The sequence below is a fragment of the Streptomyces sp. NPDC007084 genome (assembly GCF_040703595.1).
Lineage (GTDB): Bacteria > Actinomycetota > Actinomycetes > Streptomycetales > Streptomycetaceae > Streptomyces.
In genome coordinates this window covers 70,794-92,572 of the sequence record NZ_JBEYFY010000014.1, presented here as the reverse complement: position 1 = coordinate 92,572, position 21,779 = coordinate 70,794, and the positions used below count along the sequence as shown (strand labels likewise).

Genomic DNA, 21,779 nt, shown 5'->3' with positions numbered 1-21,779 from the left:
CTTTCGAGTGGGGTTCGTTTGAGGATCGCCTGACGCAAGATCGAGGAAGGCCCAGGAGATGGGACGCCACCGACGCCACGCCGCCGGCCGCGCCGCCACAGGCCGCGCCACCGACCAGCACGGGGCCCACACGGAGAACTACGGTCCGGAGAACCTGTACGGCTACGCGGCCGTCGCCGATCTCCCGTCCACGTCGTCCGCCCGCTCGCACCGCAAGAAGAAGGGCGCGACCCCGGTACGCACCGGTCTGCTCGGTGTCTCCGCGGCCGTGGCCCTCGGCACGGTCGCCGTCGCGGCCGGCGTGCTGCCCGGCAGCGACAACTACGCGCTCGGCGGGGGCGGCAACGCGGACAACGTGCAGGCCGCCAGTTCCCCGTCCGGCCTGGAGACCCAGCAGGGCGGCACCTCGGGCAGCGCGGAGGCGCACGACGACGACACGGCGACGAGCCGTGACGCCCACCGCGCGGCGACCCCCTCGGCCGCCCCCTCGTCCTCCGCCCCGTCGGCCGCTCCCACGAAGACGCCCTCGAAGAAGCCGAGCGCGGAGCCGACCAAGGAGTCGAAGGCCCCCGAGGCCGCCCCGAAGCCCTCGAAGACGGCGACCAAGGCTCCGGCGCCCGAGGCCCCGGTGACCGTGTCCGCCCAGACGGCGGCCGAGGCCGAGGTGCTCAAGCTCGTCAACGACGAGCGCGCCAAGGTGGGCTGCAGCCCGGTGTCCGCGAACAGCGCGCTGTCGGACCTGGCGCAGGCCTTCAGCGAGGACATGGCGGCCCGCGACTTCTTCGACCACACCGACCCGAGCGGCCTCAGCCCCTGGGACCGCGCGGCGAAGGCCGGCATCACCAGCCTCGGCGGCGAGAACATAGCCCGCGGCCAGTCCACCGCGGAAGCGGTGATGGAAGCCTGGATGAACAGCCCCGGCCACCGCGCGAACATACTGAACTGCGACTTCAAGACCCTCGGCGTCGGAGCCCACTTCGGCACGGGCGGCCCGTGGTGGACCCAGGACTTCGGCTACTGAGCCGACCGTAGGGCCCAGCACCCGGCGGCGCCCGCCCGCCTGCGTACGCGCGCGGCCGTCCCGGCGGCTCCCTCGGGGGCGGGACCGGGGTCGGCCCCAGGGGGCGGTGTTCTGGGTCTTCGCGTGGGTCCGGCGAGGGCATTGGCCGTGGCCTGGGCAGATGTGTCTCGTTCCAGGGCGCCGGGCTCGGGCGAGGCGGCGGTCGCTAACTTCTGGTTAGTGCGACCTTTTCGGAAGCGCTGTGGCTGCGTATGCTCCGGGTATGGAAAGCGTCAGCGCGGCCTTTGAGCGTCCCGGCTGTGAGGATCTCGCGTACAACGTGTTCGCGCGGGGGTGTCCGTCGCGCGGCACGCTGGAGCATGTCACCGGCCGCTGGGGCGCGCTCACGCTGGGGGCGCTGCACGAGGGCACGTTCCGTTTCAACGAACTGCGCCGCCGGGTCGACGGCGTCAGCGAGAAGATGCTCTCCCAGACCCTGCACGCCCTGGAGCGCGACGGCCTGGTGCACCGGGACGCTCAGCCCACGAACCCGCCGCGCGTCGACTACAGCCTCACGCCGCTGGGCCGCCAGGTCGCCGAGCGTCTGCTGACCCTCATCACGTTCGTGGAGGGCGCCATGGACGAGGTCCTGGAGTCCCGACGGCGTTACGACGAGACGCGCGGAGCCGAGAAAGCCTAGAAGGCGGTGCGCGGCGGGCGCTGGCAGCGCGGGCAGAAGTAGCTGGAGCGGTTCATCCACGCCCGGCGGCGCATCGGCGTCCCGCAGCGGCGGCAGGGCTCGCCCTCGCGCCCGTACGCGTCGAGCGAGCGGTCGAAGTAGCCCGACTCGCCGTTCACGTTGACGTACAGGCTGTCGAAACTGGTGCCGCCGGCGGCGAGGGCGTCGTTCATGACCTCGCGGACGTGGCCGAGGAGTTCGGTGGTGCGCGGCCGGGTCATGGTCCCCGTCGGACGTTCGTAGTGCAGCCTGGAGCGCCACAGCGCCTCGTCCGCGTAGATGTTGCCGACACCGCTGATCAGCGACTGGTCGAGCAGCGCGCGCTTGATCGTGGTGCGGCGGGCGCGCAGCGCGAGGTGGAACGCGGCGTCGTCGAAGAGCGGGTCCAGCGGATCGCGGGCGATGTGCGCGATGACGTCGGGCAGCCCGTCCGCGGTGTTCTCGTGCAGCGACAGCCCGCCGAAGGTCCGCTGGTCGACGAAGCGCAGCTCGGTGCCGAGGTCGTCCTCGAAGCGGACCCGGATGCGCAGGTGCTTCTCCTCCACGGCCGCCTCGGGCTGCACGAGGAGCTGGCCGCTCATCCCGAGGTGCGCGAGCACGGAGTACGGGGAGTCGTCCAGCGGCAGCCACAGGTACTTGCCCCGGCGCATCGCCGCGCCGATCCGCTGCCCCGCGAGGGACTTCGCGAAGCCGTCCGGTCCTGCCAAGTGCCGCCGTACGGCGCGGGGATGACGTACCTCGACGCTCTTGACGAGCCGCCCGGACACCCAGCGCTCCAAGCCCCGCCGCACGACTTCGACCTCGGGCAACTCGGGCACGGGACTCCTCCGGAGGGGCGGGCTGAGGGTGATGCCGGAAGCGTACATCGCGGCAGGCGGGCGCCGCCGACGAGGAGTTGGGGGCCCCGCGAGCGGGCCGGGACACCCCCGCACGCCGCACACGCGCCTGCGCCTGCGCATCACCACCCCCGCACACGCGCGGACCCCGCCGCGGCGCTGGCGCGCTGCGGCGGGGTCCGGTGGTGCGGCGATGCGGTGGTGCGGTGCTTCGGGTGAAGGATCAGGCCGTGGCCGTGTCGGTGCTCGGCGTCGAGGGGGTGTCGGCGGTCCCCTCGGCGTCCTGGGCCGCGAGGTGGGCGGCGTCAGCCGCCTGCTCCGCGGCCTGGGCCGACTTCGCGCGTTCGTCCGCGGCGGAGCGGATGGCACGCCACGCGGACTCCGCGGCCTGCTGCTCCGCCTCCTTCTTGCTGCGGCCGGTGCCGGTGCCGTACGAGACGCCTCCGACGCGGGCGGCAGCAGTAAAGGTCTTCTCGTGGTCGGGGCCGGTCTCCGAGACCAGGTACTCGGGAACGCCGAGCCCCTCGGTCGCGGTGAGCTCCTGGAGGCTGGTCTTCCAGTCCAGGCCGGCACCGAGGTTCGAGGACTTCTCGATCAGCGGGTCGAAGAGCCGGTGGACGAGTTCGCCCGCCGCTTCCAGACCCTGGTCGAGATAGACAGCGCCGATCACCGCTTCGAGGGTGTCGGCGAGGATGGACGCCTTGTCCCGGCCTCCCGTGCCTTCCTCGCCCCGGCCGAGCCGGATGAAGGAGCCGAGTTCGAGGCCGCGGCCCACCTCCGCCAGCGCACGAGAATTGACCACCGCGGCCCGCAGCTTGGCCAGTTGGCCCTCGGGCAGGTCGGGGTGGGTGCGGTACAGCGTGTCCGTGACCACGAGCCCCAGCACGGAGTCCCCGAGGAACTCCAGGCGCTCGTTGGTCGGCAGACCGCCGTTCTCGTACGCGTAGGAACGGTGGGTCAGCGCACGCACCAGAAGGGCGGACTCGAGCTTGTAGCCGAGCCGCCCTTCCAGAAGCGTGTGGGACGAGGCTGTGTTGTCCGCCGGGGCACCTCCGCTTGCGCGGAGAGAGCGCTTCTTGGCGTCAGACATCAGACCTCTCACCGGCCGCTCAGACCTCGAGGACCTGGCGCTTGTTGTAGGTGCCGCAAGCCGGGCACGCGATGTGCTGCAGCTTGGGCTCGTGGCAGCGCTCGCACGCAACCAGGGTGGGGACCGCAGCCTTCCACTGCGACCGGCGGTGGCGCGTGTTGCTGCGCGACATCTTCCGCTTCGGAACAGCCACGGCTACTTCTCCTGCTTCTCGTCGACGCCAGGTTCGGCGCCGCTCAACTCGTCCTTCTCGCCATCTTCGAGTGAACCGGCGAGTCCCTGCAGTGCCGCCCAACGGATGTCGACGGCGTCATGGTGGTGCTCCGGGTCGTCCGCCAGCCGGGCTCCGCATTCGGAGCACAGGCCCGGGCAGTCGTCCTGGCACACCGGCTGCATCGGCAGTGCGAGCACCACCGCATCACGCAGCACGGGTTCGAGGTCGAACAGGCCGTCCTCAAGAAAGAGCGTGTCCTCGTCGTCCTCGGCGTCGTCGGCCGGCTCCGCCTTGGGGCGGCCCCGGTCGTCGGCGTCAGGGTACGAGAACATCTCCTGGAAGTCCGCTTCGAGCACCTGCTCAAGCGGCTCCAGACACCTTACGCACTCCCCCTTGGCCGATGCACGGGCGGTGCCTGTGACAAGCACCCCTTCCATGACCGACTCCAGGCGGAGGTCGAGCTCCACCGGGGCGCCTTCCGGCACTCCGATGACATCCTGGATCCCGAGATCCGGGGGTGCGTCGATCGTGCGGTTCAGGCGCTGGAGCGCGCCAGGACGCCGGCCCAGCTCGTGTGTGTCGAACACGAGCGGGTTGCGGTGGTCGAGGCGGGCGTTCAGGGCCATTCCTGCTTTCGATCTTCGAGCTCATGGGGACGCTGCCCCCTTGGTGCTTCGCGGGCAGCGCTGATCGCGGACGTACACGCGACCGAAGAGCCAGGATACTGGACCTTTCGCTCACGGCCCAATCCGGTGCGCGGTCTCCGCTCCGGGCGCCGGCGCGCGCCGTCGCGGGTGCGGCCGTCAGTGGCCGCCGCGCCCCTGTTCGTAGGCCCTGAGCTGCTCGGCGCTGATCATGCTGGTGTCGAAGAGGCTCGTCTCGTCCAGCCCCTGCTGTTCCGGGACGTGCCCGGGCTGGACGTAGCCCTGCTGCTGGTTCTGGTCGTACGCGGGCTGCTGGTCGTAGCCCTGCTGCTGGTACGCGGCGTACGGGTCGGCCTGCTGGTAGCCGTAGGGGTCGGGCTGCTGGGCGTACTGCTGCTGGTAGCCGTACGGATCGTCCTGCTGGTGCTGGTAGGCGTACGCCTCCTGCTGCCGGCCGTACGACGGCTGCTGGGCCGGGGGCTCGGCGGCCGGCGCGGGCTGCTCGGGGGCCTCGGCCAGCTCGGCGAGGCCGGCCAGGTAGTCGGAGTCGCTGGTGTGCAGGCCCGGCGTGCCGTCGTCGCCGAACGGGGTCAGGTCGCCGAGGTCGTCGCTGGCGATCCGGCCGTGCAGCTTCTGCCGGCCGCGGCCGACGGCCTCCAGGGTCTTGGCGAGGACGGCCTCGAAGGCGCCGAGCTTGATGTCGACGTATTCGTCGGCGTTGCGGCGCAGGGTCTCGGGGTCGTGGCTGCGCTCGGGGGCGTCCTCGTCCTCGTATCCCTGGTCGTCGACGCCCGGGCCGGTGCCGAGGAGCTTCTCGCGGCCCCGGCCGACGGAGCCGAGGGTCTTGGTGAGGACGACCTCGAAGTTGGCGAGCTTGGAGTCGACGTAGTCGTCGGCCTCGGCGCGGATCTCCTCGGCCTCCTTGCGGGACTCGGCGAGGATGCGGTCCGCCTCGTTCTGCGAGCGGCGGGCGACCTCGGTGTCGGAGATCAGGGAGCCGCGCTCGGCGTGCGCGCTCTCGATGATCCGCTCGGCCTCCTGACGGGCCTGCTCGACCATCTGCTCCCGGCCGCCGATCAGCTCCTGCGCCTGGGCGAGTGAGCCGGGCAGGGCCTGGCGTACCTCTTCGAGCATCGAGAGCAGCTCGGCGCGGTTGACCACGCACGAGGCCGACATGGGCATGGACCGGGCGCCGCTGACCGCCGCGACGATCTCATCGAGCTTCTTCTGCACGTCCACCGTGTGCTCGCCACTCTCTAAAGCTGTGATGGAGACGGACGGGTCGACTGTACGACCACTCCCGCCCCGGACGACACCGGGTGACGCACTGTCAGGCGCTCACTGCTTGCCGAGCCGCTCGGTGAGCTGCTCCAGGACCACCGGCGGCACGAGGTGGCTGATGTCGCCGCCCCACTGCGCGACCTCCTTGACCAGCGAGGAGGACAGGAAGCTGTAGGTGGGGCTGGTGGGGATGAAGAGGGTCTCGACACCGGAGAGGCCGTTGTTCATCTGGGCCATCTGGAGTTCGTAGTCGAAGTCGCTGACCGCGCGCAGGCCCTTCACGATGGCCGGGATGTCGCGCTGCTTGCAGTAGTCGACGAGGAGGCCGTGGTAGGCCTCGACCTGGACGTTCGCGTACTCGGAGGTGACCTCGCGGATCAGCTCGATCCGCTCGTCGACCGTGAACAGGCCCTTCTTCGACTGGTTGATCATCACCACGACGTGGACGACGTCGTACAGCCGGGAGGCGCGGGCGATGATGTCGAGGTGTCCGTTGGTGATGGGGTCGAATGACCCCGGACAGACGGCGCGGCGCAACAGTGGTCCCTCGCTCTCCGGTCCGGTCATCGTGCGTCTTCGCACGTAGAGGCGGCGCGACCGTACCAAAACGTGCCCTCGCCGTATCGACGGGCCCTCAGGGCCTCGAAACCGTCCGGCCACGCGAATTCGCCGCCTCTGGTGCTGCGCTCCACGGTGACGAGGGTGTCCTCCGCGAGCCAGCCCCCCGTCCGGAGTGTGAGCAGGATCTCGCGAAGATCGTCGTCCGAGACGGCGTACGGGGGGTCGAGAAAGACCAGGTCGTACGGTTCAGTCGGCGGGGCGGTGCGGACGATCTGTTCCGCTTTGCCCGCTCTGACCTCGGCGCCGGGCAGGCCCAGTGTCTTCACGTTCTCCCGGATGATCCGGGCCGCGCGGGCGTCCGCCTCGACGAGGAGGGTGTGTCCGGCGCCGCGGCTGAGCGCTTCCAGGCCGACGGCGCCGGACCCGGCGTACAGGTCGAGGACGCGCTCGCCGTCCAGCGGGCCGCCGAGCAGGGACTGCCAGGTGGAGAAGAGGCCCTCGCGCGCCCGGTCGGAGGTGGGGCGGGTGCCGGTGCCCGGCGGGACGGCCAGACGGCGTCCGCCGGCCCGGCCGGCGATCACGCGGGTCATGAGGGTCCTTTGCGCTGGGGGTGATTCGGACGCCCCCAGTCTCTCAGCCAGGACCGGCTCACCGCCGCTCACCGTCCCGGCCGGGGGCAGGTCAGCGTTCCTTGGCCCGTCTGCCGGCGGGGGCTCACCCTTGGCCCGTCTGCCGGCGGCGGCCCACCCCTGGCCCGTCTGCCGGCGGGGGCTCCCCGCCGCTCAGCCCTTGTCCAGGTACCGCTCGCGCTCCTCGTCCAGCAGGGCGTCCAGGGCGGTGCGCAGGCCGGGGAGGCCGGTCAGCTCCGGGTCCGCGGCGACGACCGCGGTGGCCTCCTCGCGGGCCTCCGCGATGATCTCCTCGTCCTCGATGACGGCGAGCATCCGCAGGGAGGAACGGACGCCGGACTGGGCCTGGCCGAGCACATCGCCCTCCCGGCGCTGTTCGAGGTCGATACGGGAGAGTTCGAAGCCGTCGAGCGTGGCCGCCACCGCGTTCAGCCGCTGGCGGGCCGGGCTCGCCTCGGGCATCTCGGAGACCAGCAGGCAGAGCCCGGCCGCCGAGCCGCGGCCGACCCGGCCGCGCAACTGGTGGAGCTGGGAGACGCCGAACCGGTCGGCGTCCATGATCACCATGGCGGTGGCGTTCGGTACGTTCACCCCGACCTCGATGACCGTCGTCGCGACCAGGACGTCCGTCTCGCCGGCGGCGAAGCGGCGCATCACGGCGTCCTTGTCGTCCGGGTGCATCCTGCCGTGCAGGACCTCGATCCGGAGGCCCTGGAGGGGGCCCTTGGCGAGCTGGGCGGCGACGTCCAGGACGGCCAGCGGCGGACGCTTCTCCGCGTCGTCCTCGGGGGACGGCTTCTTCCTGGCCTTCTTCGGGTCGTCCTCCTCGTCGCCGATGCGGGGGCAGACCACGTAGGCCTGATGGCCGTTCTCCACCTCTTCGCGCACGCGCTCCCACGCGCGGGCGAGGAAGTGCGGCTTGTCGGCGGCGGGGACGACATGGCTGGCGATCGGGGAGCGGCCGGCGGGCAGCTGGTCGAGGACGGAGGTCTCCAGGTCGCCGAAGACCGTCATCGCGACCGTGCGCGGGATGGGGGTGGCGGTCATGACCAGCAGGTGCGGGGGCTGCTTGCCCTTGCCGCGCAGGGCGTCGCGCTGCTCGACGCCGAAGCGGTGCTGTTCGTCCACCACGACCAGGCCCAGGTCGTGGAACTGGACCTTGTCCTCGATCAGCGCGTGCGTGCCGATGACGATCCCGGCCTCGCCGGTGACCAGATCGAGCAGCGCCTGCCGGCGGCCCGCCGCTCCCATGGAGCCGGTGAGCAGCACGACCTTCGTGGAGTGCTCGGCCCCGCCGAGCATGCCGCCCTCGGCCAGCTCGCCCATCATCTCGGTGACCGACCGGTGGTGCTGCTGGGCGAGCACCTCGGTGGGCGCGAGCATCGCGGCCTGTCCCCCGGCATCGACCACGGCGAGCATGGCGCGCAGGGCCACCAAGGTCTTCCCGCTTCCCACCTCTCCCTGGAGGAGCCGGTGCATGGGGTGTTCGGTGGCGAGGCCGTCGAAGATCTCCTGGGAGACCTTTCGCTGGCCGTCGGTGAGGGTGAAGGGGAGCTTGGCGTCGAAGGCGGTGAGCAGGCCGTCGGGGGCGGGGACGCGGGCCACGGCGGGGAGTTGGGCGTCCGCGTGGCGGCGGCGGGCCAGGGCGACCTGGAGGACGAACGCCTCGTCCCACTTGAGGCGGGCGCGCGCTTCGGCGACGTCCGTGTTGGTGCGCGGGCGGTGGATCTTGAGGAGGGCCTCGGGGAGGGTGACCAGGCCGCGGCCGTCCCGCAGGGCGTCCGGGAGGGGGTCGACGGCTTCCTGGGCGCTCGGCAGGACGGTCTGCACCGACTTGGCGATCTTCCAGGACTCCAGCTTGGCGGTGGCCGGGTAGATCGGGATGAGGGTGCCGGCCCAGCTGTCGACGCTCTCCGCCGCCTCGTCGCCGTCACCGCCCAGCAGCGCGTACGCCGGGTGGGCGAGCTGGAGGCGGCGGTTGAAGACGGAGACCTTGCCGGAGAACATCGCGCGGGTGCCGGGCAGCAGCTCCTTGTGGGGCTTGTGCACGCCGTTGCCGAAGAAGACGAGCTGGAGGCGGCCGCTGCCGTCCGTGATGGTGACTTCGAGGCGCTGGCCCTTGCCGCGGGGCGCCTTGGAGGAGGCGAAGGTGTGCAGGCGCGCGTCGGCGACCTGGGCGACCACGGTCACGTGTTCGTCCATCGGCAGGTCGGCGAGGTGGGTGAGCTGCCCGCGCTCCTCGTATCTGCGCGGGTAGTGGTGCAGCAGATCGCCGACGGTGTGCAGGCCGAGGTGCTCGGCCATCACCTTCGCGGTGGCGGCACCGAGCGCCTTCTTCAGTGGTTCATCGAGCACGGGCACGAGATCCATTGCACACCACGCCACTGACATTGCCGTATACGTACCGGAAATCCGCTGGTCAGACGGCTCGTTCCGGGCCTAGGATGACGCGCTCCGGCCCTCTTCGCGGTCACCCTCCCCCGGGACCGCCCGACCCCGCGCCGTCGCACGTCCCCCCACCGGCGCAGCGACGATGGACTCCCAGACTTCTCAGCCTTCTCCGGCCTCCCCGTCTCCTCACACGTTCCAGGTGGACCTGCGCGGTCTGGTCGACCTGCTCTCCCGTCATCTGTACTCCAGCCCCAAGGTCTACCTGCGCGAGCTGCTGCAGAACGCCGTGGACGCGATCACCGCGCGCCGCGCCGAGCAGCCGGGCGCGCCCGCCACGGTGCGGCTGCGTGCCGAGGGCGGCACGCTGCACGTGGAGGACTCCGGCATCGGGCTCACCGAGTCCGATGTGCACGGTCTGCTCGCGACGATCGGCCGCAGCTCCAAGCGCGACGACGGTCTGGAGGCGGCCCGTTCGGACTTCCTCGGCCAGTTCGGCATCGGGTTGCTGGCGTGTTTCGTCGTCGCCGAGCGCATCCGGGTGGTCAGCCGCAGCGCGCGGACGCCCGACGCGCCGCCGGTCGAGTGGACGGCGGCCGACGACGGTTCGTACACCGTGCGCACGCTGCCGCACTCGGCGCGCCCCGAACCGGGCACCACCGTGCACCTGGAGGCGCGCGCCGGCGCCGGCGAGTGGCTGGGCGCCGAGCGGGTCCGGTCCCTCGCGCGGGAGTTCGGGGCGCTGCTGCCGTACGACGTGCGGGTGGGCGACGAGCCGATCGCGGATCTTCCGGCGCCCTGGGACCGCGCCTATCCGAGTCCGGCGACCCGCCGGGTGGCGCTGGCCCGGCACTGTCACGAGCTGTTCGGGTTCACTCCGCTGGACTCGATCGACCTGGACGTGCCGCTGGCCGGGGTCCGGGGGGTGGCCTATGTGCTGCCGTCGGCGGTCAGTCCCGCGCAGCGGGCGAGTCACCGGGTGCACCTGAAGGGCATGCTGCTCACCGAGCGGGCCGAACAGCTCCTGCCCGACTGGGCGTTCTTCGTGCGCTGCGTCCTGGACACGGACAGTCTGCGGCCCACCGCGTCCCGCGAGTCGCTGTACGAGGACGACACGCTCGCGGCCGTACGGGAGGCGCTGGGCGAGCGCATCCGGTCCTGGCTGACCGGGCTCGCGGCGGGTGACCCGGAGCGGCTGGCGGCGTTCTTGTCGGTGCACCACCTCGGGGTGAAGTCGCTGGCGCGGCACGACCCGGAGATGCTGCGCACGATGCTGCCGTGGCTGCCGTTCGAGACGACCGACGGACGGCTGTCCCTGGAGGAGTTCGCGCAGCGGCACCCGGTGGTGCACTTCACGCGGACGGTGGAGGAGTACCGGCAGGTCGCGCCGATCGCGTCCGCGCAGGGCGTCGGTGTCGTCAACGGCGGTTACACGTACGACAGCGAGCTGGTCGAGGCGCTGCCCTCGGTGCGTCCCGGCACGGTCGTCTCGGAGCTGGACGCGGACACCGTGACCGCCCATCTGGACCTGGTGGACCCGGCCGAGGAGCTGGCCCTGTCGGCGTTCCTGGCCGCCGCGCGGGCCCGGCTCGACCCGCTGGGCTGCGATGTCGTCCTGCGGGCCTTCCATCCGCTGTCGGTGCCCGCCCTGCATCTGGACGACCGGGCGGCCCGGCACGAGCAGGCCCGCGCGGAGGCCGAGGAGCAGGCCGACGACCTGTGGGCGGGCATCCTGGGCTCGCTGCGGGGCAGCGCCCCGCGCGCGCGGCTGGTGCTGAACCATCTCAACCCGCTGATCCGGCGCATCGGTTCGCTCGACGACCCGGACCTGATCGGCACCGCCACCGAGTCCCTCTACGGGCAGGCCCTGCTGATGGCCCAGCGCCCGCTGCGGCCGGCGGACTCCGCGCTGCTGAACCGCGCCTTCATCGGCCTGCTGGAGTGGGCCACGCACACCGACCCCGGAAAGGACGACCGCCGATGAGCCCGGCCGGCATGGACTTCGACACGCTGCGCCAGGCGATGGCGGACAACTACGGGCAGCCGGAGGGTCCCGCCCGCAACGCGCGCGCGGAGCAACTCCTGCTGGAGGCCGAGAAACTGGGCATCCCGCTCGCCGTGATCGAGGCGCTCGGGCACCAGTTGAAGGTCTACAACTACAGCTCCGAGAAGGACAAGATGTTCGTGCCCTTCGCGCGCCTGCTGCGCATGTGGGACGAACGGCCCGAGGACTTCGACGAGTACGAGATCCACTCCCTGCACTGGGTCTTCAAGTGGGTGTCGGCGGGCATGCTCGGCCAGCCGCACGTCCCGCTCGCCTCCATAGAGAAGTGGCTCGGCGAGATGGAGCACCGCTACCGCCTCGCCGGCCACTCCGAACGGGCCGTGCGCAGCGCCGAGTTCAGTGTCGCCGCGCATCTGGGCGACATGGAGCGGGCCGAGCGGGCGTACGGTGCCTGGCTCGCCGCGGACCGCGACACGATGGCCGACTGTCACGCGTGCGAGCTGCACGGGCAGGGGTGGTGGCGGTCGCGGTGCGGCGCGGACGCCGAGGCGCTGGAGCTGTGGGCGCCGGTGCTGGAGGGCGAGTTCGGCTGCGCCCACGAGCCGCACACGGTGCTCGCCTCATCGCTGCTGCCGTTGCTGCGGCTCGGGCGGGCCGAGGAGGCGCGCGCCCATCACCTGCGGGGCTTCCGGCTGGTGCGGGCCATGGAGAGCATGCGGGGCGCCTACGCGGACCACGTGGAGTTCTGCGCGGTCACCGGCAACGAGGCGCGTGCCCTGGAACTCCTCGCGGAGCGGCCGGCCTACTTCACGGACTCCGGGGAGCCGCGCAGCAAGCTGGACTTCATGGCGGTGGTGGCGCTCCTCATGGACCGCCTGACCGCTCTGGGGTTCGGGGAGCAGACGGTGCCCGGCCCGGCCGGCCGGGAGTGGACGGCGGCCGGACTCGCCGTCCACGCGCGCGGGGAGGCGCTCGCGCTGGCCGCCCTGTTCGACGCGCGCAACGGCACGTCGTACGTGAGCGAGCGGGCCCGCGCCCGGATGGACCAGCCGGCCCTGGTGGACCGGCTGCCGCTGGGCGTACGGTCCACCCGGCCGGCCGGCGCCGCGCAGCGCCCGCAGGCCGCCCCGGCAACTCCCGCGCAGCCCGGCGCCGGGGCCTCCGGGCACGGCGAGACCGGTGACCCCGCGCCCGGCGGGAGCGCGGCGGCCGGTCTGGAGGCGCTGCTCACCGAGGCCCGGCGGCTGTCCGCGCGCCGCAGCCCGGAGGCGATGGAGGCGTGGGCGGCGGTCGCGCGCGCCGCCGAGGGGCACGAGCTGGACGTCCGCGACCGCGCGGAGATCGCCGATCACGCGGCGATGGAGCGCGGCCCGGAGGGCGCCGGCCTGTTCCTGCGGGCGGCGGAACTGTACGCGGAGGCGGGCGACCCCGGTGAGGCACTAGCGGCGCGTTCCCGTGCCGCGTTCGTACGCGCGCTGACCGGCGACACGGCGGCGGCGCTGGCGACCGGCGACGAGCTGCGCGAGGAGGCGCTCGCCCTGTACGCGCGGGGCGGCACCGGGGTGTCGCAGACGGCGTCGGTGCTGGTCGGCCGGGCGCGGACGCTGATGTACCGGGTGGAGGAGGCGGAAGCCGCGGCGGAGTCGGCGTCCGCGGAGTCGTCGTCCGCGGAGTCGGAGGCGGGCGCTCCGGCCGCCGGTCCGGGTCCGGGTCCAGGTCCAGGTCCGGGTCCGGAGGACGACGTCCTGGGCGCCGCGGAAGGGGCGGCCCGGGAGCTGTCGGCCCTGGTGGAGCCGTATATCGCCGACGACGTGGCCGTGGCCTCGCGGGGCGCGGAGGCGCACGCGATGCTCGGGGAGCTGGCGGCGCGCGCCGGGGACGGGGCGGCGGCGGTCGCGTCGCTCACGCTGGCCGTCGACGGGTTCGTGGCGGCGGGGCTGCCGTGGTTCGCGGTGGAGTACGACTCCCGGCTGGCCGGGATCGCCCTGCACCTGGGCGACGCGGAGCTGGCCGAACGGTCGGCGCGGGCCGCCCTGGAGCACGGCGCGGGCCATCTGGAGCCGACCGGTCAGGCCCAGCTCCATCTGCGGCTGGCCGAGATCCTGGCGGCCACCGGGCAGGCGGGTGCCGCCTCGGACCACGCGCTGGAGGCGGCGCACTGGGCCGACGAGGCGGGCGAGGCCGGCACGCTCGGGGCCTGGGCGCGGCATCAGCTCGGCGGCTTCCTGCTCCGGCAGGGGCGGTGGGCGGAGGCCGCCGAGATCCTGGAGTCGGCGCTGCCCGACCTCACGGGCGAGACGCACGGCGACGGCGCGATCGTGCAGACGCGCTGGTGGCTCGGTGACTGTCTGACCGAGCTGGGCGAACACCGGGCGGCGGCCGAGCACTGGCTGCGGGCGGCGGACATCGCCCGGCACTGGCCCGGGCAGCGGGATCACGCGATGCTCGCGCATCTCGCCGCCGAGGCGCTCGGCCGCGCCGGGCTGACCGCCGAGGCGGACCAGGCGTACGCCCGGGCCGGCGATCTGTGGCGCGAGCTGGGCAATGTGCACGGGCTGGTCCGGTCGCTCCGGGCACGTGCGTGGTCGGCGGCCCACCGGGGCGAAGGGCTCGCCGAGGCACGGGAGTTGATGGAGGCGGCGCTAAGGGAGTGCGCCGCCGCGGTCGAGCACCCGGCGGACGCTCCCGGCTCGCCGGGTGCCGGGCCTTCCTCGGCCGGAGCGGACGCCGAGGAGGCGCGGGAGGCGGAGGACGCGGAGGACGCGGAGGACGCGTGGCGCCGGATGGTCGCCGAACTCGGGCACACGCACCGGCAGTTCGGGGACCTGATCGCCCGTTCGGTGCGGGACGACGCGGAAGAGGCCTCCGCGCGGGCCGCGTTCGAGGAGGCCCTCGGCCAACTCGGCCACGCCGTCGCCGCGTTCACCTCGCTCGGGGACGACTTCCTCGACGCCCGCACCGGAGCCGAACTGGCCGCCGGCCGGCTGGAGGCGGACCTCGGCCGACGCGAGGCGGCGGCGGCGCGCGCCGCCGCGGTCCTCGACGCCTGCCCCCGCCTGCCCGGAGAGACGGCCGAGGCCCGCCGCACGGAGGCGGAACGGTTGCGGGAACTGATGGAGGGCCCGGGGAGGACCTGATCCGGGTCCTGCGCCGGGCCTGACCGGGGTGATCCGGACCTGGCTGACGTGATCCGGGCCTGCCGGGTATGACCCGGGCCCTGCCCGGCGTGATCCGGGCCTGCCCCGGGCCCGGCCGGCGCGATCCCGGCCCTGCCTGGCCGTGATCCGGGCCGGCCTGCTCCGAGGGCCTGATCCGGGGGCCTGCCTGATCCGGGCCTGCCCAGTCTCACTCGGGCCGGCCCGTGATCCGAGCCTCCCCGGCCTGATCCCGGCCTGCCTGGCGTGACCCGGGCCGGCCTGATCGGATGCTGCCTGATGCGAGCCTGTCCGGCGTGATCCGGGCCGGCCTGATCCAGGGGCCCTGCCTGATCCGGGCCTGCCCAGCCTGACCCGGGCCCGGCCGTGATCCGGACCTGGCGGGCCACGGTCAGGCCTGGCTCGGGACCCGGTCCCGCCCCCGTCCGAATGCCGGTCCCGACCGGGACGTAAGCGCACCCCAGCGCACCCAGAGCGCGCCGAGAGCCCACACCCCCGGTCGGAACAGCGCCGGGAGACAGGCCCTCGCCCTCACCGGGCACGCCCGGCAACGGCCACCCCCGTCAGCGGTCGCGCCCCTCAGCGGTCACGCCCACAGCGCGAGCCGGCCCCCTCCCCCAACCACTCGCGGGGGCTCGGGGCGCGCCCTGGTACCGCCCGCCCCTGGACGGCCCCCAAGCCAGCCGGCCCCTGGGCACTCCCCTCAGTCCCCCGCCCCCCGTCCTCCCGTCAGTCCCCCGCCCTCAGTCCTCCCGCCCCCCGTCCGAGCCATCACCCTCACGGATCGTCTTCGCCGCGTCCCGCAGTTCGGCGAGTACCGTGCGGACCGCCTTGCGGGCCGCGCGTTCGGGGCGGTGGAGGACGTCGATCCGGCGGATCGCGTGGACGCCGCTCAGCGGGCGCAGGACCAGGGCGGGGTGCGGGCGGCTGGTCCAGCGGGGCATCAGCGCGAGGCCGCCGCCCGCGGCTACCGTCTCCGCGACGACCGCGAACTCGTTGACGCGGTGCACGATGTCGAGCCGCCGGTTCGCGGCGGTCGCGATGGCCTCGATGGTCGCCATCAGCGGAAAGCCGTCGTGCACGGTGATCCAGGGGCGCCCCGCGACGTCCTGCGGGGTCAGATGCTCCCGGCGGGCCAGCGGATCGTCGGCCGGCAGGGCGACGTCGAGCGGTTCGCGCAGCAGCGTGGTCGCGGTGACCGTACGCGGCCAGGGCGGCGTCTGCCCGAGATGGTGGGCGAGGACGAGGTCGTAGTCGCGGGTGAGCCGGGGGAACTGGTCCTGCTCCACGTCCTCGTCGGCGAACGAGAGCCGTGGCGCCTCCGCGGCCCGCCCGCGCAGCAGCACGGGGAAGAAGGCGGAGCCCGCGCTGTGGAAGGCCGCCACCGACACCTGCCCCGCCGGTTCGTCCACGAAGTCGTCGACGGCGTGCCGGGCCCGGGCGAGCGCGGTCTCGACCTCGATCGCCGCGCCGGCCAGCGCGCGCCCCGCGTCCGTGAGCACCAGCCGCCGCCCGTCGCGCTCGGTGAGCGGGACCGGGATCGTGCGTTGCAGCAGCCGCAGGTGCTGGGAGATCGCCGAGGGCGTCATCAGCAGCGCCTCGGCCACGGCGGTGACGCTGCCCAGTTCCCCGAGTTCCCGCAAGATCCGTAGCTGCCGCTCGTTCATCCGCGCAGTGTAGGCACATTTATGTAGTGATGCTTCAAGGTCCTTGAAGAAGGTGGCTCTGGGCTTCAGGGTCGCGCTGCGGGAGCGTGAGGGCGTGTCCCGAGTCCGCAGCACTGACGCAGTGCTCCTCCTTGTCGCCGCCGTCTGGGGTTCCAGCTATCTGGCCGCGAAGACCGCCACATCGGCGCTCCCCGTCCTGCTCGTCCTGTTCGCGCGTTACGGCATCTCGGCCGCCGCCTGTCTCCTGGTGGTCGCCGCCCGGAGACGGGACGGCCGTCCCACCCGTGACGAGCTGCGGATCGGGTCGGTGCTCGGGGTCACGCAGGCCGCGATCCTGGTCCTGGAGACGTACGGCGTCGCCCACACCAGCGCGGCCAACGCGGGCCTGATCATCAGCCTCACCGTGGTGCTCACCCCGTTCCTCGACCGCTCGGCGGGCGGGACCGGACTGCCCCCGCGCTACTTCGCCGCGACGGGCGTGTGTCTGCTGGCCGTCGGGCTCCTGGTGTCGGGCAATGGTTTCCACGAGCCGCGCGGGGGCGACCTGTTGATGCTCGCGGCGGCCCTGGTCCGCGCCGGGCACGTGGCCCTCGTGGGGCGGCTCACCTCGCGCCGGACGGTAAGGCCCTTGCAGATCACGGCGGTTCAGACGGTCGTCGGCACCGCCCTGTTCTTGGTGCCCGTCGCGGGCAGCCTGCCGAGGCTCGGCGCAGTCGACGCGGCGGGGTGGGCGCAGCTTCTCTATCTCGCCCTGTTCTGCAGCGTGTTCGCGTTCCTCGCCCAGACCTGGGCGGTGCAGCGCGGCTCGGCGAGCCGGGCCAGTCTGCTGCTGGGCACGGAACCGGTGTGGGCCGTCGCCGTCGGCATCTCCCTGGGCGGCGAACACCTCACCGCGCTCACCGCGCTCGGGGCCGTACTGATGGTCACCGGCACCTACTGGGGGCAGGCCGTGGAACGCGCCTCCCGGACCGGAACACCCGCGCCCACCCCCCGCCCCGGTACGCCGGAACAGCCGGAACAGCCGGAACAGCCGGAACAGCCGGAACAGCCGGAACCGAACGAACCGAAGGAATTGAACGAACCCAGGGAACCCGAGGACCCCCCGAAGGAACCGGCAGAACGGACGGCCGCCTGACCGGCCCTACACCCCGCCCGACCGTCCCGCGGCTCGCGCAACCCGCCCCACCACTCCCCCACCGGCCCCGCAACAGCGCCTCCCCGCCCGCCTATTCGACCCCGATGAGCAGCAACGCCCCCTGCCGACCGCCCCGGTACACCACGGTGTCCACGGCCAGGTACGCCTCCCGCACCCGGGCTTCGAGGCGCCCGGCGACATCGTCGGGGGTCTCGTCGCCGAGGACCAGGGTGACCAGTTCGCCGCCGGCCGCCAGCATGCGGTCGAGGACGGTCTCGGCCGTGGTCGTCACGTCCGCCCCGATGACGGCGACGTCACCGTCGATGAGCCCGAGCACGTCCCCGGCCTGGCAGATGCCCGCCATGGTCCAGGACTGCCGTTCGGCGACGGCGACTTCGGCGTAGCGGGTGGCGCCCGCGGCCGACGTCATGGCGACGACGTCCTCGTCGAAGCGGCGTTCCGGTTCGTGCACGGCGAGCGCGGCGATGCCCTGCACGGCGGAGCGGGTCGGGATCAGCGCGACCCTGACCCCTTCGGCGCGGGCCTGTTCGGCGGCAGCGGCGGCGGTGTGGCGCAGATCGGCGTCGTTGGGCAGCAGCACCACCTCGCGCGCGTGGGCCCGCCGTACCGCCTGGACGAGTTCACCGCTGGCGGGCGGCTCCCCGGGCCGGGCGAGCACGGTGGTCGCCCCGGCCTCCGTGTACAGCCCGGCCAGCCCCTCACCGGGTACGACGGCCACGACGGCGCGCTGGGCCCGTTCCCGGGGCGGCCGTCCCGCTCCCCCGGCGTGCACGTCGCCGAGCCCGAAGTGGGTGATGCGGATACGGTGCGGCCGGCCGGCCTCGACGCCCGCCTCGACGGCGGCACCGGCGTCGTCGACGTGCACATGGACGTTCCACAGCCCGTCGCCGCCGACCACCACAAGGGAGTCGCCGAGCCCGTCGAGCCGCTCGCGCAGCCGGTCCACGGCGGCGTCCTCCGCCTCCAGGAGGTAGATCACCTCGAAGGCGGGGCCGCTCTCGCCGGGAGCCCCGTCACCGCAGGCGGCCTCCGGATCGGCCGCGTCCGCCCCCTCGGCCGCGTCCGCCCCCTCGGCGCCGGCGGGGGTCTCCGGCCCGTCCGCCGGCTGCTCCGCGTGCGAGCGGGCAGGGGCGAGCGGTGCCCCATCCAGTACAGGGCGCGGAGGCTGCTCCGCGTGCGAGCGGGCAGGGGCTGCGCTCCCGCTGTCCTGCTTCGGGACCTCCCCGGTGAACGTCTGCACCAGCGCCCCGAGGACCGCGACCAGTCCCCGGCCGCCCGCGTCGACCACTTTGGCCCGCTCCAGGACGGCGAGCTGCCCGGTCGTCGCGGTGAGCGCGACGCGCGCCCCCTCGTAGGCCGCCCGCGCGACGCTGCCGCAGTCCCCCTCGACATCGCGGGCCGCCTCGGCGGCGGCCGTCGCGACGGTCAGGACGGTGCCCTCCACGGGGTGGGCGACGGCCCGGCGGGCGGACTCGGCCGCGTGCCGGAGGGCCAGCCGCAGCCCCGGGCCGTCGGTGTGGGCCGTCTCACCGTCGGCGGCGAGGACCTGCGCCATGCCCCGCAGCAGTTGCGCGAGGATCGTCCCGGAGTTGCCCCGGGCGCCGATCAGCGCGCCGTGCGCCATGGCCCGTACGGCGTCGGCGAGGGACGGCGGCGCGGAGGCGGCGGCCATCGCGTGGCCCGCGAACACCGCCTCGACGGCGGCGGCGGCCGACTCCACGGTCAGATACAGGTTGGTGCCGGTGTCCCCGTCGGCCACCGGGTAGACGTTGATCGCGTCGATCTCCTCGCGCGCGCGGCCGAGGGCCTGGAGCGCGAGCCCGCACCAGGTGCGTACCGCGAGGGCATCGAATGTCCGCGGTCCCTGCGGCACCTGTGCCTCCTTGAGCTGCTGGACGTGGGACGCAGCGTAGACCCAGCAAGGGTTACTGCCGGTAGGGGGCCCGGCGGGACGCGGGCGGGGGGTCGGCCGAGCCATGGTAGTTTCGTTCTCCGGACGCAGTCGTTGTATGCTGCTCCAGTTGCCCGATCCACTCGGGCCATCCCCCTGGCACCGCCACTCAGATCCTGGATCCTGATCTCGGCATGCCGGGATCAACCGTAAGTGCATCTGAAGTCTTTGGAGTGACCCGTGGCTGCCAACTGCGACGTCTGCGGCAAGGGGCCGGGCTTCGGCAACAACATCTCGCACTCGCACCGCCGTACGCCCCGTCGCTGGAACCCCAACATCCAGCGCGTCCGTACCGTGGTGGGCGGGACGCCGAAGCGCGTGAACGCTTGCACCTCGTGCATCAAGGCCGGCAAGGTCTCGCGCTGACAACCGCTAGCGCGCGGCCACTGCTGGTTCGCTTGCACTGAGCCCGTCCACCTCACGGTGGGCGGGTTTTTTGCTGCCCGGGAAGCGCGGAACGCGCCGCGGTGCGCGTCCGAGGACGTCCACCGCGGCGCGTTCCGCGCCCTCAGGACTCGATGTCCCCGAAGTGGTCCCAGCCGCCCTTGTTCGTCCAGGGGGCGCCGTCCACGGTGACCTGGGGCAGCGCCGACGGGTTGAGGACCTCGCCGATCACCTTCCAGCGGGCGGGCAGCTTCACGTCCGGCGGGAACGTGGCGACGATCGCGTGGTCCTCGCCGCCGCTCAGCACCCACTGCATGGGATCGACGCCGACGGCCTGCCCGATGTCGTTCATCTGGGACGGCACGTCGATGTCCCCGGAGCGGACGTCGATGCGCACCTTGCTCGCCTCGGCGATGTGCCCGAGGTCCGCGATCAGCCCGTCGCTCACGTCCGTCATCGAGGTCGCGCCGAGCCCGGCCGCCGCGGGACCCGCGTGGTACGGCGGTTCGGGGCGGCGGTGGGCCTCGACGAACGCGCGCGGCGAACGGAAGCCCCGGGAGAGCACCGCGAAGCCGGCCGCCGACCAGCCGAGCCAGCCCGTCACCGCCACCACGTCACCGGGCTGGGCGCCGGCCCGGGTGACCGGCTCGTGGTTGCGCAGATCGCCGAGCGCGGTGATCGCCACGGTGATGGTGTCGCCCCGTACGACATCGCCGCCGACCACGGCCGCGCCCGCCACCTGGCACTCGTCGCGCAGGCCGTCCATCAGCTCGGACGGCCAGGTGGCCGGGAGTTCGGCGGGCACGACCAGGCCGAGCAGCAGCGCGGTCGGCACGGCGCCCATCGCGGCGATGTCCGCGAGGTTCTGCGCGGCGGCCTTGCGGCCGACGTCGTAGGCCGTGGACCAGTCGCGGCGGAAGTGCCGTCCCTCCAGGAGGATGTCGGTGCTCGCCACGACCCTGCGGTCCGGCGCTGCCACCACCGCGGCGTCGTCGCCGGGGCCGACCCGGACCGCCGGGGTGGTGGTGAGACGCGAGGTGAGCTCTCGGATGAGCCCGAACTCCCCCAACTCGCCCACGGTGCCCTTCATGATCGTCGTGCTCCCTCTGTCGCTGCTCGTGCCCGGTCGCGAGCGGTGTCCGTAGTCGGTACGGTCGAATGGACCGTCAACCTGTGCCGTCCCCGCTCCCCGGCGCGGGGGCCCCAGTCACCGCGGGTCTCCCCGCGGCGAGCGACGACGCGATACCGTGGCGTTCCTTTTCCCCACATGATCCTCGTGGCCGCCCTGGAGGTTCCGTGGTACAGGCGTACATCCTGATCCAGACGGAGGTCGGCAAAGCGTCGACCGTCGCCGAGACGATCGGCAAGATCCCGGGGGTGATCCAGGCCGAGGACGTGACAGGACCGTACGACGTGATCGTGCGGGCCCAGGCCGACACCGTGGACGAACTCGGCCGCATGGTGGTCGCCAAGGTCCAGCAAGTGGACGGCATCACCCGCACCCTGACCTGCCCGGTCGTGCACCTGTAGCCCCCGTCTACCCTTGGCCGGTGACCTTCTTCCGTCCCCGGCACGCCGCTCTCCTCGGGCTGCCCGTCATCGCGGTTCTGACCGCGGTCACGGGCTGCTTCTCAAGCGACGACAGCACGTCCGTCGCGGTTCCGAACCCGGGGGCGAAAGCCGCCGAGCTGTGCCGGAAGCTGGAGACGGTGCTGCCGCGGACACTGGACGGCCACCGCCGTGAGGACCCGGAGCCCCGGTCCGCGCTGACCGCGGCCTGGGGAAGCCCGGCGACGGCGATCATACTGCGCTGCGGGGTCGAACGGCCTGCGAAGATGACCGATCCGAAGGTGGCCGCGGGCGACGACCCGAAGGCGGTCGGCGGCGGCGTGAACGGCGTGGACTGGCTGATGGAGAAACAGGACGACGGGTCCACCCGCCTCACCACCGCCCTGCGCGAGGCGTACGTCGAGGTCACGGTCCCGGAGGGCGACGACGTCTCCGGCGTCCTGGTCGGGCTCGCGGCCGGCGTCAAGAAGGCGATCCCCAAAGGGATCGCCGACTGACAACGGCTGACAC

At 73.1% G+C, this 21,779-nt stretch carries 19 protein-coding genes; 8 read left to right on the top strand and 11 right to left on the bottom strand.

Features of this window, described 5'->3' with window-relative positions:
* The first annotated feature begins 58 nt into the window (after positions 1-58).
* Together AB0912_RS14845 and AB0912_RS14840 are read left to right on the top strand one after the other, a co-directional pair.
* Positions 59-1,021 carry a CAP domain-containing protein gene (locus AB0912_RS14845; protein ID WP_366699489.1) on the top strand — a complete coding sequence of 321 codons (963 nt, stop codon included), beginning with the start codon at positions 59-61 and terminating at the stop codon, positions 1,019-1,021.
* 262 nt (positions 1,022-1,283) lie between these two features.
* Complete coding sequence (locus AB0912_RS14840; RefSeq protein WP_366699488.1) at positions 1,284-1,700, top strand: helix-turn-helix domain-containing protein; 417 nt, start codon at positions 1,284-1,286, stop codon at positions 1,698-1,700.
* On the opposite strand, the gene mutM is transcribed toward AB0912_RS14840, so the two are convergent.
* The 8 genes from mutM to recG form a co-directional block, all read right to left on the bottom strand.
* Positions 1,697-2,557: a bifunctional DNA-formamidopyrimidine glycosylase/DNA-(apurinic or apyrimidinic site) lyase gene (gene mutM / locus AB0912_RS14835; protein ID WP_366699486.1), complete on the bottom strand. Its 861-nt coding sequence runs from the start codon at positions 2,555-2,557 to the stop codon at positions 1,697-1,699. The two genes, AB0912_RS14840 and mutM, sit on opposite strands and share 4 nt — an antisense overlap.
* A gap of 241 nt (positions 2,558-2,798) precedes the next feature.
* Positions 2,799-3,665 carry a ribonuclease III gene (gene rnc, locus AB0912_RS14830; RefSeq protein ID WP_366699484.1) on the bottom strand — a complete coding sequence of 289 codons (867 nt, stop codon included), beginning with the start codon at positions 3,663-3,665 and terminating at the stop codon, positions 2,799-2,801.
* A gap of 19 nt (positions 3,666-3,684) precedes the next feature.
* Positions 3,685-3,858, bottom strand: a complete 174-nt coding sequence (gene rpmF / locus AB0912_RS14825) for a 50S ribosomal protein L32 (RefSeq protein WP_006139588.1) — start codon at positions 3,856-3,858, stop codon at positions 3,685-3,687.
* A 2-nt stretch (positions 3,859-3,860) separates the two neighbouring features.
* Entirely contained in the window at positions 3,861-4,505 is a 645-nt protein-coding gene (locus AB0912_RS14820; protein WP_366699482.1) for a YceD family protein, read from the bottom strand.
* A 177-nt stretch (positions 4,506-4,682) separates the two neighbouring features.
* Complete coding sequence (locus tag AB0912_RS14815) at positions 4,683-5,762, bottom strand: ATP synthase F0 subunit B (RefSeq protein WP_366699480.1); 1,080 nt, start codon at positions 5,760-5,762, stop codon at positions 4,683-4,685.
* Between the two features lie 99 nt (positions 5,763-5,861).
* Positions 5,862-6,371 (bottom strand): pantetheine-phosphate adenylyltransferase, encoded by a 510-nt coding sequence (gene coaD, locus AB0912_RS14810; protein ID WP_366699479.1) that lies wholly within the window; start codon positions 6,369-6,371, stop codon positions 5,862-5,864.
* Positions 6,368-6,955 (bottom strand): 16S rRNA (guanine(966)-N(2))-methyltransferase RsmD, encoded by a 588-nt coding sequence (rsmD, locus tag AB0912_RS14805; RefSeq protein ID WP_366699477.1) that lies wholly within the window; start codon positions 6,953-6,955, stop codon positions 6,368-6,370. Before rsmD ends, coaD begins: the two co-directional genes overlap by 4 nt.
* Before the next feature lie 192 nt (positions 6,956-7,147).
* Complete coding sequence (gene recG / locus AB0912_RS14800) at positions 7,148-9,364, bottom strand: ATP-dependent DNA helicase RecG (protein WP_366699475.1); 2,217 nt, start codon at positions 9,362-9,364, stop codon at positions 7,148-7,150.
* Positions 9,365-9,527: 163 nt separating this feature from the next.
* Between recG and AB0912_RS14795 the strand changes: the two genes are divergently transcribed.
* Entirely contained in the window at positions 9,528-11,366 is a 1,839-nt protein-coding gene (locus AB0912_RS14795; protein WP_366699473.1) for an HSP90 family protein, read from the top strand.
* Positions 11,363-14,524 (top strand): tetratricopeptide repeat protein, encoded by a 3,162-nt coding sequence (locus AB0912_RS14790; RefSeq protein ID WP_366699471.1) that lies wholly within the window; start codon positions 11,363-11,365, stop codon positions 14,522-14,524. The genes AB0912_RS14795 and AB0912_RS14790 overlap by 4 nt, the downstream gene beginning before the upstream one ends.
* Positions 14,525-15,285: 761 nt before the next feature.
* Here AB0912_RS14790 and AB0912_RS14785 read toward each other — a convergent pair.
* Positions 15,286-16,209 carry a LysR family transcriptional regulator gene (locus tag AB0912_RS14785; protein ID WP_366699469.1) on the bottom strand — a complete coding sequence of 308 codons (924 nt, stop codon included), beginning with the start codon at positions 16,207-16,209 and terminating at the stop codon, positions 15,286-15,288.
* Between the two features lie 94 nt (positions 16,210-16,303).
* Here AB0912_RS14785 and AB0912_RS14780 point away from each other — a divergent pair, with 94 nt between their 5' ends.
* Positions 16,304-17,344 (top strand): DMT family transporter, encoded by a 1,041-nt coding sequence (locus AB0912_RS14780; protein WP_366699581.1) that lies wholly within the window; start codon positions 16,304-16,306, stop codon positions 17,342-17,344.
* 91 nt (positions 17,345-17,435) lie between these two features.
* On the opposite strand, the gene AB0912_RS14775 is transcribed toward AB0912_RS14780, so the two are convergent.
* Positions 17,436-19,238, bottom strand: coding sequence for a DAK2 domain-containing protein (locus AB0912_RS14775; RefSeq protein ID WP_366699467.1), 1,803 nt, complete (start codon positions 19,236-19,238; stop codon positions 17,436-17,438).
* Positions 19,239-19,496: 258 nt separating this feature from the next.
* Between AB0912_RS14775 and rpmB the strand changes: the two genes are divergently transcribed.
* Positions 19,497-19,682 (top strand): 50S ribosomal protein L28, encoded by a 186-nt coding sequence (rpmB, locus tag AB0912_RS14770; protein ID WP_004924906.1) that lies wholly within the window; start codon positions 19,497-19,499, stop codon positions 19,680-19,682.
* A gap of 142 nt (positions 19,683-19,824) precedes the next feature.
* Here the strand turns inward: rpmB and AB0912_RS14765 are convergent, their stop codons facing one another.
* Entirely contained in the window at positions 19,825-20,790 is a 966-nt protein-coding gene (locus AB0912_RS14765; RefSeq protein ID WP_366699465.1) for a thiamine-phosphate kinase, read from the bottom strand.
* 206 nt (positions 20,791-20,996) lie between these two features.
* Here AB0912_RS14765 and AB0912_RS14760 point away from each other — a divergent pair, with 206 nt between their 5' ends.
* Both AB0912_RS14760 and AB0912_RS14755 read left to right on the top strand, forming a co-directional pair.
* On the top strand, positions 20,997-21,230 hold the full coding sequence (locus tag AB0912_RS14760) for an Lrp/AsnC ligand binding domain-containing protein (RefSeq protein ID WP_037625030.1): 234 nt from the start codon (positions 20,997-20,999) through the stop codon (positions 21,228-21,230).
* A gap of 20 nt (positions 21,231-21,250) precedes the next feature.
* Complete coding sequence (locus AB0912_RS14755) at positions 21,251-21,766, top strand: DUF3515 domain-containing protein (RefSeq protein ID WP_366699463.1); 516 nt, start codon at positions 21,251-21,253, stop codon at positions 21,764-21,766.
* Positions 21,767-21,779: the final 13 nt, after the last annotated feature.

Excerpts from the sequence above, each read along its gene's own strand:
- AB0912_RS14845 (WP_366699489.1), top strand. The coding sequence starts at position 59 with ATGGGACGCCACCGACGCCACGCCGCCGGCCGCGCCGCCACAGGCCGC.
- AB0912_RS14840 (WP_366699488.1), top strand. The coding sequence starts at position 1,284 with ATGGAAAGCGTCAGCGCGGCCTTTGAGCGTCCCGGCTGTGAGGATCTC.
- rnc (WP_366699484.1), bottom strand. The coding sequence starts at position 3,665 with ATGTCTGACGCCAAGAAGCGCTCTCTCCGCGCAAGCGGAGGTGCCCCG.
- AB0912_RS14820 (WP_366699482.1), bottom strand. The coding sequence starts at position 4,505 with ATGGCCCTGAACGCCCGCCTCGACCACCGCAACCCGCTCGTGTTCGAC.
- coaD (WP_366699479.1), bottom strand. The coding sequence starts at position 6,371 with ATGACCGGACCGGAGAGCGAGGGACCACTGTTGCGCCGCGCCGTCTGT.
- rsmD (WP_366699477.1), bottom strand. The coding sequence starts at position 6,955 with ATGACCCGCGTGATCGCCGGCCGGGCCGGCGGACGCCGTCTGGCCGTC.
- recG (WP_366699475.1), bottom strand. The coding sequence starts at position 9,364 with ATGGATCTCGTGCCCGTGCTCGATGAACCACTGAAGAAGGCGCTCGGT.
- AB0912_RS14795 (WP_366699473.1), top strand. The coding sequence starts at position 9,528 with ATGGACTCCCAGACTTCTCAGCCTTCTCCGGCCTCCCCGTCTCCTCAC.
- AB0912_RS14790 (WP_366699471.1), top strand. The coding sequence starts at position 11,363 with ATGAGCCCGGCCGGCATGGACTTCGACACGCTGCGCCAGGCGATGGCG.
- AB0912_RS14785 (WP_366699469.1), bottom strand. The coding sequence starts at position 16,209 with ATGAACGAGCGGCAGCTACGGATCTTGCGGGAACTCGGGGAACTGGGC.
- AB0912_RS14765 (WP_366699465.1), bottom strand. The coding sequence starts at position 20,790 with ATGAAGGGCACCGTGGGCGAGTTGGGGGAGTTCGGGCTCATCCGAGAG.